1 pseudogene is annotated in these 206 nt (G+C 56.8%); it reads left to right on the top strand.

Going from position 1 to position 206, the window contains the following annotated elements:
• Positions 1-53 precede the first annotated feature (53 nt).
• Positions 54-176: pseudogene (locus F6Q13_RS20145) on the top strand (hypothetical protein); the annotation flags it as partial.
• Between the last annotated feature and the right edge of the window lie 30 nt (positions 177-206).

Here is a 206-nt window from a genome sequence, read left to right as displayed (position 1 = left end):
AATAATAGCGGTCAGCGTAGACGTGTCGATCAGCAAGGTTGAAGGGCTGTCAGATGGATCCGAGTCTCGACTACGACATGAGCGACGAGCTCGAGTACGGCATGAAATGGTTCGCGTGGATCCTCAGAGGTGTCTACCCGCCGCCCGCGTATCCACCTGTATCCCCAGGTGAATAAACGGCGGCTTGCCATCGGCGCTCCTGACTA

It is taken from the genome of Mycobacterium sp., assembly GCF_008709575.1.
GTDB lineage: Bacteria > Actinomycetota > Actinomycetes > Mycobacteriales > Mycobacteriaceae > Mycobacterium.
Note: the sequence above shows the minus strand (reverse complement) of the source record. Positions and strands in the feature narration are given on the sequence as shown.